Source organism: Pandoraea communis, from assembly GCF_902459745.1.
GTDB classification, from domain to species: Bacteria; Pseudomonadota; Gammaproteobacteria; order Burkholderiales; family Burkholderiaceae; genus Pandoraea; species Pandoraea communis.
The window spans coordinates 1,338,953-1,350,359 of record NZ_CABPSJ010000001.1 but is presented as its reverse complement, the minus strand read 5'-3'; the positions used below and the strand labels follow the sequence as shown (position 1 = coordinate 1,350,359).

Genomic DNA, 11,407 nt, shown 5'->3' with positions numbered 1-11,407 from the left:
CATGTTCCGTGAGTCGGAAACGGTAATTGCGCGCCACGCCGGCCGACGCTCCCTATCGATCGTTCAGCGTCTGCGGCGTTCCCCGGCGCGACGCTATTCTCATATTAAGCCGCCGCTTCCGGCAGACGCTTATCGAGCGAAGCACGCGATCTTTCGTTCATGGCTTCGCCCGTTTAACACTATGCCCCCCCCGACTCAGACGCTCACACCGGCTGGCGCCAAACGACACGTTGAATGTAGTCGATGTAGCTCAGAATGACGCGGGCCACTTTCTCGGAGACATTCGGGGCGTTGTAGTCGGCCACCATGCGCAGCAAACGATGGTCGTCCCGTGGCTGGCTTTCCAAAATCGCAAGTGCCTGCTTGACGCGCGCCCAACGCAGACCCGTCAACATGACGGCACCCTCTTCCATCCCCTCGGGACGCTCATGCGCCTGGCGAATATTAAGGGCGGGGAAGTTGAGCACCGACGACTCTTCGGTAATCGTTCCGCTGTCGGACAGTACTGCGCGAGCGCGCATCTGAAGATGTACGTAATCAAAGAAGCCGAGTGGCTTCAGGAGCTCAACGCGATTGTCCAGCGTAAGGCCCGCAGCCTCGATCCGCTTGCGAGTTCGTGGGTGCGTCGAGACGATGACACGCCGATCGTATTGCGCAGCAAGTTGATTCAGTACGTCGGCCAACTGTGCAAGCTCTTCCGGTGCGTCGACATTCTCTTCGCGATGGCAGCTTACGACAAAATACTCATTCGCCTTCAACGCAAGGTCGGCCAGTACTGTCGAAGCGTCGATCGCCGGCCGGTAGTGCGTCAGAACCTCATACATCGGACTGCCAGTCTTGACGATGCGATCCGGCGAAATGCCCTCGCGCAGCAGATATTCGCGCGCGATATCGCTGTAGGGCATGTTGATATCCGACGTATGGTCGACAATCTTCCGATTAGTCTCTTCCGGAACACGCGCGTCGAAACACCGGTTACCCGCTTCCATATGGAACACGGGGATATGCCTGCGCTTGGCGGAGATGGCCGCCAGACAGCTGTTCGTATCGCCCAGAATGAGTACCCCGTCCGGCGCCTCCTCGGCAAGGACAGGGTCCACCTTGGCAATCACGTTGCCGATCGTCTCGGCAACGGTCGTGCCGACCGCATCGAGAAAGTAATCCGGCTTCCGAAGTCCCAGATCATCGAAAAAAATCTGGTTCAGCTCATAGTCGTAGTTCTGGCCCGTGTGGACAAGAACGTGATCGAAGTACCGGTCGAGCGCGGCGATCACGCGCGAAAGACGGATGATCTCCGGACGGGTACCCAGGACAGTAACAATTTTCAAACGCTTGGTCATGGTCTTACACGGGCTCAGCGAAGGTATCGGGATTGGCCGGGTCGAAAATGTCGCCGGACCAGAACATCGTCAGCAAGTCCCCACTACCTGTATTGGTGATGTTGTGCGTATGCAGTGTCGGCATGTCGACATAGCATGGCGAATCGCCGGTCACGCGAAATTCAGTGACATCATCGGTCAACAGACGCCGCAAGCGGATTGTTGCCTCGCCGCTCAACACCAGGAAGCGCTCGATCTTGAAAAAATGAAAATGGTTGCCGCGGGTAATGCCGGGATGTGTCGTGGACAGAAATGCCTGCCCTTCCCGGTCGGTCTTGACGGCTTCGAACAGACTACCGCGCGCATCGGTGCGCAACGGCAACACGACAGGGTAATGCTGCGGGTAGAGATACGACCGGTAGGTGTTAAAAAGCGCCAATTCGAAGCGGTCGGCCAATACCGGGATCACGCCTTCGTCGCGATAGCGCTGCTGGAACTTCGTCAACAACGCCAGCAACTGCGTCACCGAAATCGGACGGCCAGACAATGTTTGGTCACCATCGACGGGGTCGGCAAGAAGTGCGCCGATCGCCAACGACACTTCATGGCAATGCACGTAGTCGAAGGTCGCATCGACCTTGATCTCGGGCGTCTCCCCGTTGACGAGTTGGTGGCAAAAGGTCGCAACGACGGAATTGTAGAAGGGCCGACCGTGCTCACCGAAGACGTTCGGCAAAATCAGGTTGGTCAGTTTCGCACCGCTACGGATCGCCCATGCGCGCAGCGTCTCGGCGGCAGCTCGCTTGGAGTGCCCATACGGCGTGCCACGGTAGATATGCGTCGAGTTCGAATAGATGACGTACGGCGTCGCCCCCGTCGCCTCGCAAGCGGCAACGAGCGAGTCTGCCAGACCGACATTGGTCGCCGTCACTTCCGCTTCATTGCCGCGGTTCGCGCCCGCAAGATGGACAATGACGTCACAGCGTTTGACAAATGCCTCAAGCAATTCGGTCCGCGCGAAAGTTTCCCTTCCGGCGCAAACTATCGACAGCGTCTTATCCGTGGACAGGAAGCTCCGCAGGTGCCAAGCAATGAGGCCATTGCTTCCGGTGATCCCGACTGTCTTCATGCCTTGCCCTTTGCGGCACGATGTGCATCCAACTGGTGCACCACCTCAGGCAGGCTGAGCAAGAGCGTTTCGATCTCCGGCACCGTCAGACGGCGGGTGTTATGCGAGTGGTAGTCGTCGGTACTTGCCTCGACGACCGAACCTTCGGTAAAGAACTTTCCGTAGTTGAGATCGCGGCCGTCCATCGGTACGCGATAGTAGTCGCCAAGATCGTCCGCCCGCACAAGTTCCTCGCGGGTCGCCAGCGTCTCGTAGACCTTTTCGCCGTGGCGCGTGCCGATTTGCGCCACCGGATTGTCTGCGCCAAACAGGTTCTTGAGCGCCGTCACGAGATCAATCACCGTACAGGCCGGCGCCTTCTTGATGAAGATGTCACCGGAGCGCGAATGCTCAAACGCGAAAAGCACCAGATCAAGCGCATCGCGCAACGGCAACAGGAAGCGGGTCATTTCTCCGTCGGTAATCGTCAGCGGCTTGCCATCGCGAATCTGCTGAATAAACAGCGGAATGACGGAACCGCGCGAATACATTACATTGCCATATCGAACGCAGGAGATCGTGGTCTTGCCGCTGTCGCGGGACGCGGCCAGCGCCGCCTTCTCCATCAACGCCTTGGTCATGCCCATGGCGTTTACGGGGTAGACCGCCTTGTCGGTGCTGAGGCACACCAATTTGTCGACGCCGTGCCGGATCGCCGAGCGAATCACGTTCTCGCTGCCGACAACATTGGTCTTGACCGCTTGAATCGGGAAGAACTCGCATGACGGCACTTGCTTCAGTGCGGCGGCGTGGAACACCAGGTCTGCGCCCTCAATGGCGCCGTCGATACTGGCTTCATCACGGATATCCCCAAGATAGAACTTCACCCGCGGGTCGTTCAGTTCGATCCGCATGAGTTCTTGCTTGAGTTCGTCGCGACTGAACACGCGAATTTCGCCGCAGCCTTGTTCGCGCAGGTAATTACATACGGTGCGCCCGAACGAACCGGTTCCGCCAGTGATCAGGGCCGTTTTATCTTTGAAGGGACTCATTTTATATACGTTCATTTTCAGTTGATGCTTTACGGCCACCTTGAGCCAAGGCATGCATCCAACCGCAAAGTCGGTCAAGTAGCATGTTACGCTCGAAATGAGTGCCGAAATAGCGTCGGCCGTTCTGGCCAAGTTCAGCGCGCTGCGTTTCGTTCATGGCGGCGAGAGACAGCACCGACCGAGCCAAGCCTTCCGCGTCTCCTGCATCACACACCAACCCGGCGCCGGACTCCTTGACCAAGCGCGCGCCCTCGCCGTCGAGCGCCGCAACAACCGGCTTGCCGAACGAGAGGTAGGACTGCAACTTGCCAGGAATCGTCAGCGCGAATACCGGGTCGCGCTTGAGCGTAACCAGCAATGCGTCGGCCTGTGCGAAAAAGGCAGGCATCGTATCTAGCGGGTGCCGCCCAAGCAGCGCCACATTGCTCAGACCACGGCGCGACACTTCCGATGCCACCCAAGCCGACCGGCGGCCGTCGCCCACAATGGCCCAGGTGATGCGTGGCTCGTGTGCCGTGAGCGCGGCCGCATCGAGAATCGTACCGAAGTCCTGCGCATCCCCGACATTGCCGGCAAACATCACTTTGAATTCACCGGGCACCGTCACGGGTGGCCCCGCAGCGTCGCCGTTCGATGCCGAAAACAGGGACTCTGCTGTCGTCGGGAAGTAGTCGACGCGCTCCGCAGGCACGCCCCGGGATACCACGGACTCGACAAACCCGCGCGATTGAACGAGCACTTGATCGCAATGCCGGTAGATAAAGCGCACCAGTCCGTCAGCCAGACGCGCCGCCCAGCGCGATCGCGTCACGCCAATCGCTTCAAGCGTTTCCGGCCAGAGATCGAGAATCTGCAATTGCATCGGGGCGCGCTTGAGAGCGCGCAACATCATAGCGGGCAACGCCACCGTGATCGGCGATGTTCCATAGACGAAGATGACGTCGTACTTGCCACGGCAGAACCAGGGCGCCAGGAGGCATCCGGAGACAACAAAGGACAGATAGTTCATCGCAAGATGACGCCCCCGACCTTCAAACCTGGGCACGATCGGCACGCGGAAAACCGGGATGCCATCGTATGTTTCCCGCCAAGGCTTGAACCAGCCGTAGCCCTTGAATAGCTTTCCCGCAGGATAATTCGGCCGGGCAGTCAGGACCTCGACATCGTGACCCCGCTCCCGAAGCCCGGACGCCAGGTCGTTGATGCGGAAATTTTCCGGCCAGAAATACTGGCTGACGATCAGGACTCGCAAGATAGTTTGCCCTTTTTAACGATGCAATTCATAAATTCGGAGGCATCGCGCAATGGCAATGAAAGCTCTTGATTACCGCAGAAGCGCTTGACTGCGCGCGCTATCGAATACGGCGAATAGGGATCGAACGCGGCCTCGGGATCGAGCACATCGCGAACATAGTCGAGCTCAGAAGCGAGCACGGGCAACCCGGCTTGTCTGGCCTCGATCAATGGTAAGCCAAACGATTCCAGCGTGGACGGGAAGATCAGTGCGTCAGCGTCTGCGTACAATGCGCGGACTTCGCTGTGCGGCACATGGCCGAGATTCGTGACATGAAGCCCATGGCGGGCGCGCATAGCATCGATGTCGCCGCACAAGTCGGCGAATCGCGTAGCGTCCAGCGTGACCTGCAGGCTCGGAAACAGTCCTTCTTCGGCCAACAGGCACCAGGCCTGTAGCAATGTACGATGGTTTTTGTGCGGCTCGCCTGATGACACGTAGACGAAACGCCCTTGGCAAGCGGTTCGAGCGGTGACGCCGGCGCCAATGCTGCGCGAGTAGTGCCGCTTATCGGTAACAAACGGCAGAACATGCGCCAGCGGCTGTCCATGCGTTTTCTCGTCAAGCAACCGCTTCATGGTAGGCGTCTGCACGATGAATTCATCGACGTTACCGATACGTCCTGAAAGCCATCTGCGCTCAACGGAGATACGCAAACGGTCTTTGAGCGAGAAGTTGTCCAAGGGGGTCTCGTCGATCAGGTAGCGATTTTGCAGAAAGACGCGCACCCAGCCGCGCAGCTTGAACAGGGGAGGCAAGTTGCCAAAGCAGAGCACGACGTCGCCGCTGCCCGTATTGGCGGCCAACCACCGCTCGGCACGCAGGCGTGCCATCGGCGTAGGTTTGACGCGCACGATATCGATGCCTCGCACCGCACCTTCCGCCAGCGCCATACGGCTGTCCAGCAACGCTGTGATCGGACCTCCAGGGGCTTGCCGGAGCAGCGCGTCGAGCAATGTTCGGCCACCGCCCTGGTGGACGTTCGTGGCGTGGATGATCAACTTGCTGGACATAGGTATCGGTGTCGAATCCGGCCAATGTCGTCGGATTGCCTGTCGGACGGTAAGGGAAAAGCAAGCGGATGGCGCACGGCGGCTTCAGCGGGCGGTGTTATGAATGGGACCAGCGCAGAGCAACATCGCCATCATGGCGATCGATCGCATCTTCCGGGATAGGTCGGCGGACGGTGGTTCGGCAATATCAATCGGGCAAACGAAGCAGGATTGTAAAACACCTCGGATCGCGGGACGTTGCGTATGCGCAACCCTCAGCATCTCGGCACCGCGCGTTTTGGCCGACGAACGGCAATGTTGCCGCGCGTCCTTTACCCGGCGGTTGACACGTCTGACAAGTCATGGTCGAATCCCGGGAGTTCAATGGTTGAACGCTGACGGCGGTTCGACTCACCCCAGGTAGAGGCCGATGTCGCAAGCGATTATTTCTGGCGCTTGCCACTACATTTCCCTTCGGATATGGACGAGATTCACTACCGAATACTGCGATTATTAGCCGAAAACCCTACCATCTCTCAAAGAGAGCTTGCCAGAGTTCTCGGCGTGAGCTTGGGTAAGGCCAATTACTGCTTGCGCGGCCTGCTGGGGAAGAGTTGGGTAAAAGTACAGAACTTCCACAACAGTGAAAACAAACGCGCGTACGCATACTTGTTGACGCCCGCAGGCATCGAGGCCAAGGCCAAGCTGACGTTGTCCTATTTACGTCGGAAGCAAGCGGAATACGAGGCGATGCGCCGCGAAATCGATGCGTTGCAAGAGGAAGTCGACGCATCCGGCGACCTCGGTGCCGAAGTGAGAGCTTAATCGGTGAGGCCCAGCGCCCGAGCATACGACGCCCTGGAGCGAATTTAATTAAACGATCGCCGTTCGGCATACGCAAAGCCAACGGATGACGATGCATTTCTTCATCCCATTCAACCCGCGATTTGTATTGGAACAGTATGGAATTTGGCGAAGTAGTGCTTCAGCCGGTGATTCTTTCGGGCGGATCCGGCACGCGTTTATGGCCGCTTTCACGCGAGCAATATCCAAAGCAGTTGCTGCAGTTGACGTGCGAGCGCTCGATGTTGCAGGAAACGGCCCGACGCGTGGACGGGCTGTCGAAGACCGCAGCACTGCGAGCGCCGATCATCGTTTGCAATGAGGCGTATCGCTTCATTACCGCAGAGCAGATGTTAGCGGCGGGCAAGCCCTCGAGCCAAATCGTGCTCGAACCGTTTGGCCGAAATACCGCACCCGCGCTCACCCTGGCCGCCTTGGTCGCAATGCAATCGGATGCGGACCCAGTACTGCTCGCAATGCCTGCCGATCATGTGATCAGCAACGTGGCGGCTTTTGAGGCGGCCGTGGCATCGGCACTCCCGCTCGCCGCCGACGGCGGGATCGTGACCTTCGGTATCGTGCCTGACCGAGCCGAGACGGGTTACGGCTACATTCGCACGGGTCAGCGACGGACGGACGGTGTTGCGCTGGCGCTGACGCAATTTGTCGAAAAACCTGACAACGCTACTGCACAGCGATATCTCGAAAGCGGCGAATATCTCTGGAACAGCGGACTGTTCGTGTTGCGTGCGAGCGCCTGGATACAAGCCTTGGCTCGCTTCCAGCCAACGATGCTTGAAGCCTGTCGCGCCGCCATCGAAGGAGGTCGCACGGACGTTGATTTTCGCCGCATCGATGCTGCCGCCTTCGAGGCGTGTCCGTCGGACTCAGTCGATTACGCGGTCATGGAACCGCTGTCGGCCGCCCAGTCCGCCGAGATGCCGTGCCACGTGATCCCGTTGTCGGCAGGCTGGTCGGACGTCGGCTCGTGGGAATCTCTGTGGCAGGTGTCCGAAAAGGACGATGCCGGCAACGTCACGCGAGGCGATGTGCTTATGCACAATGCACGCGATAATCTTATATTTGCCGAAGATTGCGTGGTGGCGTGTGTTGGCGTGGACGACCTGATCGTGGTTGAGACACCCGATGCCGTATTGGTGGCCCACAAAGACGCCACCCAAGACGTCAAGCATATCGTGTCGCGCCTCAAGGTGGAGCAATTTAGCCAGGCCAACACCCACCGCAAGGTGCACCGCCCTTGGGGATGGTACGACAGCATTGACGCCGGGCAGCGGTTCCAGGTCAAGCGCATTGTTGTGAAACCGGGCGCATCGCTTAGTCTACAGATGCACCATCACCGCGCGGAGCACTGGGTCGTCGTGCATGGCACGGCCAAAGTGACACGCGGCGACGAAACCATCCTGCTGTCGGAAAACCAGTCCACCTATATCCCGCTGGGGACCGTCCATCGGCTTGAAAACCCAGGCAAATTTGATCTCGAAATCATCGAGGTTCAGTCGGGCAGCTATCTGGGCGAGGACGACATCGTACGATTTGAAGATACTTATGGACGAACAAATGGTTAAAAGCGAACGAAAAGTTGCCCTGATTACGGGCGTTACCGGTCAGGATGGCGCGTACTTGGCCGAGTTCTTGCTTGGCAAGGGCTATGAAGTGCACGGCATCAAACGCCGCACTTCGCTGTTCAATACTGACCGGATTGACCATCTGTTCCAAGACCCTCACGTCCCGGATCCGCGCTTCATACTGCATCATGGCGATCTGACCGACTCGTCAAGTCTCGTGCGCATTATTCAGCAGACCCAGCCGGACGAGATCTATAACCTCGCCGCACAGAGCCATGTCGCGGTGTCGTTCGAAGAGCCCGAGTACACGGCCAATTCGGATGGTTTGGGCGCATTGCGAATTCTCGAAGCCATGCGGATTCTCGGCCTGGAAAAAAAGACCCGTTTCTACCAGGCATCGACGTCCGAACTGTACGGCCTGGTGCAGGAAATACCGCAGAAGGAAACGACGCCGTTCTACCCGCGCAGCCCCTATGCGGTGGCCAAACTCTATGCCTACTGGATCACGGTGAACTACCGCGAAGCCTACGGCATGTATGCCTGCAACGGCATTCTTTTCAATCACGAAAGCCCGATCCGCGGCGAGACGTTTGTCACGCGCAAAATCACCCGCGCACTTGCGCGCATCAAGCTCGGCCTGCAGGAAAAGCTGTTCCTTGGCAACCTGAACGCCTTGCGTGACTGGGGTCACGCTCGCGATTACGTCGAGATGCAGTGGTTGATGTTGCAGCAGGACACTCCGGACGACTTCGTGATCGCGACCGGCGAGCAGCATAGTGTGCGCGATTTCGTCAATCGCGCCGGCGATGCCCTTGGCCTTCAGTTTGAATGGCACGGCGAGGGGGTCGATGAAGTGGGCATTCTGACCGCTGCCGAAGGCGAGAGTGCGCAGACGCTGATCGGCAAGGCTGTCGTTGCCGTCGATCCACGCTATTTCCGCCCGACCGAAGTCGAGACGCTCCTGGGCGACGCGAGCAAGGCACACGACAAGTTGGGCTGGAAGCCACAGACAAGCTTTGCCGAGCTGGTACGCGAAATGGCCGAGTCCGATCTCCGCGAAGCGGAGTTCGAATTACAGGTCAAGGCCTCGGGCCACAAGGCCCTGCGCTATCAAGGCTGACCATGCAGCGTATCTTGTTGACGGGCGGCAGCGGCATGGTCGGGCGCAATATCGTCGAGCGCGCCGGTGCGGGCCGACGGGTATTCCTGACCCCAACCTCACGCGAGCTGGATCTGTGCGACTACGCGAAAGTTGAAGCCTATATGGCCGAACACCGTCCCGATGTCGTGATCCACGCTGCCGGGCTGGTTGGCGGCATACAGGCAAATATTGCGGCGCCGGTCGATTTTCTTGTCAAGAATCTCGACATGGGACGCAACGTGGTCATGGCCGCCAAGGCCATCGGCGTGCCACGGTTACTGAACCTCGGAAGCTCTTGCATGTATCCGCGCAATGCCGCGAACCCGCTATCGGAGGAGATGGTACTGCAAGGCGAGCTTGAACCGACGAACGAGGGCTATGCAATCGCCAAGATCGTGACCGCACGGCTTTGCCAGTACGTGCGCCGCGAAAACAGCCGGCTCGACTACAAGACGCTCATTCCCTGCAACCTCTACGGCCGCTTCGACAAATTCGCACCGCAGAATTCACATCTGATTCCGGCCATCATCCACAAGGTCCACACCGCCAAGGTTTCCGAGCAGGATTCGGTCGAGATCTGGGGGGATGGCACGGCGCGGCGCGAATTCATGTACGCCGGCGATCTGGCCGACGCAATCCTCCATGCGCTCGACGATTTCGAGGGACTGCCCGAGATGACAAACATCGGGCTGGGTCATGATTTCAGCATCAATGAATATTATGAAATCGCCGCCAGGGTCATCGGTTGGCAGGGCAAGTTCGAGCACGATCTGAGCAAACCGGTCGGTATGAAGCAGAAACTCGTGTCGATCGAAAGACAAACCACCTGGGGCTGGCAAGCGAAATCAAGTCTCGAGGACGGCATTGCCAAAACCTATGACTATTACTTGAAGGACTATCTCGGATGAGCTTTCAATATCCACTCGCCACGTCTTCCTGGGGACCCGAGGAGTATGACGCCATTCAGCGCGTTGTCGCGTCTGGCATGTTTTCCATGGGGCCGAAAGTAGCGGAATTCGAGCGTTGCTTTGCTGACTATGTCGGCAGCAAGTACTGCGTGATGGTGAATTCCGGATCGTCGGCCAATCTATTGATGGTGGCAGCACAGTTCTACACGAAGAATCCGGCGTTCAAGCTGGAGCGAGGCGACGAAGTGATCGTGCCCGCCGTGTCGTGGAGCACCACGTACTACCCTCTGTACCAATACGGACTGAAGTTGCGTTTCGTCGATATCGATCTCGAAACGCTCAACTATGATCTGGATGCACTCGAAGCCGCGATTACCGAAAAAACTCGCGCGATCATGGTCGTGAACCTGCTGGGCAACCCCAATGACTTCGCCCGCCTCAAGCAGATCATCGGCAAGCGCGAAATCGTCATGATCGAAGACAACTGCGAGTCGATGGGAGCGACTTTCGAGAATCGTCAGACCGGTACGTTCGGGATCATGGGCAGCTACAGCGCCTTTTTCTCGCACCATATCTCGACGATGGAAGGCGGCATGATCGTCACCGACGACGAGGAGCTTTATCACATCCTCCTGTCGTTGCGCGCGCATGGCTGGACTCGCAACCTGCCGAAGTTCAACCACGTGTGCGGCGAGAAGAGCGATGATCCGTTCAAGGAATCGTTCCGCTTCATGCTGCCCGGCTATAACGTCCGCCCGCTGGAGATGTCGGGCGCGATCGGTATCGAGCAGGTCAAGCGGTTGCCCGAGCTGATTCGTGCGCGCCGCGCCAACGGCGCACGACTTCAAGAAGTGATGGCAGGTCATCCGGAGTTGATGATCCAACGCGAAATCGGTGAGAGCAGCTGGTTCGGGTTCAGTCTGGTGATTCGCCGGGGTTCGTCGCTGACCCGAGATACGCTGGTCAAGCGACTCAACGAAGCAGGCTTCGAGTGCCGCCCGATCGTGGCAGGTAACTTTGCCAAGAACGATGTCGTGAAGTATTTCGATCATTCGATTGCAGGGGAATTGCGAAACGCGGAGCACATCGATCATTCCGGCCTGTTCGTTGGCAACCATCACTATCCGATTGAAAACGCTATTTCCGCGTTGAGGCAGATCTAAG

Annotated in this window: 10 protein-coding genes; 5 read left to right on the top strand and 5 right to left on the bottom strand. The window is 58.3% G+C overall.

Features of this window, described 5'->3' with window-relative positions:
• Window positions 1–203: 203 nt before the first annotated feature.
• From wecB to PCO31110_RS06065, 5 genes are read right to left on the bottom strand one after another with little or no spacing between them, the layout of a single operon-like run.
• Window positions 204–1,340, bottom strand: coding sequence for a non-hydrolyzing UDP-N-acetylglucosamine 2-epimerase (gene wecB / locus PCO31110_RS06085; RefSeq protein WP_150689843.1), 1,137 nt, complete (start codon window positions 1,338–1,340; stop codon window positions 204–206).
• Window positions 1,341–1,344: 4 nt separating this feature from the next.
• On the bottom strand, window positions 1,345–2,448 hold the full coding sequence (locus PCO31110_RS06080) for a polysaccharide biosynthesis C-terminal domain-containing protein (RefSeq protein WP_150689842.1): 1,104 nt from the start codon (window positions 2,446–2,448) through the stop codon (window positions 1,345–1,347).
• A complete protein-coding gene (locus PCO31110_RS06075; protein ID WP_010807616.1) occupies window positions 2,445–3,479 on the bottom strand; it encodes a polysaccharide biosynthesis protein in 1,035 nt (344 codons plus the stop codon). Before PCO31110_RS06075 ends, PCO31110_RS06080 begins: the two co-directional genes overlap by 4 nt.
• Before the next feature lies 1 nt (window position 3,480).
• Window positions 3,481–4,731, bottom strand: a complete 1,251-nt coding sequence (locus PCO31110_RS06070; protein ID WP_150689841.1) for a glycosyltransferase family 4 protein — start codon at window positions 4,729–4,731, stop codon at window positions 3,481–3,483.
• Window positions 4,719–5,786: a glycosyltransferase gene (locus PCO31110_RS06065; protein ID WP_150689840.1), complete on the bottom strand. Its 1,068-nt coding sequence runs from the start codon at window positions 5,784–5,786 to the stop codon at window positions 4,719–4,721. The genes PCO31110_RS06070 and PCO31110_RS06065 overlap by 13 nt, the downstream gene beginning before the upstream one ends.
• 459 nt (window positions 5,787–6,245) lie before the next feature.
• Between PCO31110_RS06065 and PCO31110_RS06060 the strand changes: the two genes are divergently transcribed.
• The 5 genes from PCO31110_RS06060 (at window position 6,246) to PCO31110_RS06040 (ending at window position 11,406) form a co-directional block, all read left to right on the top strand.
• A complete protein-coding gene (locus tag PCO31110_RS06060) occupies window positions 6,246–6,590 on the top strand; it encodes a MarR family EPS-associated transcriptional regulator (protein WP_036664125.1) in 345 nt (114 codons plus the stop codon).
• A gap of 137 nt (window positions 6,591–6,727) precedes the next feature.
• Entirely contained in the window at window positions 6,728–8,194 is a 1,467-nt protein-coding gene (locus PCO31110_RS06055; protein WP_150689839.1) for a mannose-1-phosphate guanylyltransferase/mannose-6-phosphate isomerase, read from the top strand.
• Entirely contained in the window at window positions 8,187–9,314 is a 1,128-nt protein-coding gene (gmd, locus tag PCO31110_RS06050) for a GDP-mannose 4,6-dehydratase (protein WP_036664211.1), read from the top strand. Before PCO31110_RS06055 ends, gmd begins: the two co-directional genes overlap by 8 nt.
• 2 nt (window positions 9,315–9,316) lie before the next feature.
• A complete protein-coding gene (locus tag PCO31110_RS06045) occupies window positions 9,317–10,243 on the top strand; it encodes a GDP-L-fucose synthase family protein (protein ID WP_150689838.1) in 927 nt (308 codons plus the stop codon).
• Entirely contained in the window at window positions 10,240–11,406 is a 1,167-nt protein-coding gene (locus PCO31110_RS06040) for a DegT/DnrJ/EryC1/StrS family aminotransferase (RefSeq protein WP_010807623.1), read from the top strand. Before PCO31110_RS06045 ends, PCO31110_RS06040 begins: the two co-directional genes overlap by 4 nt.
• Window position 11,407: the final 1 nt, after the last annotated feature.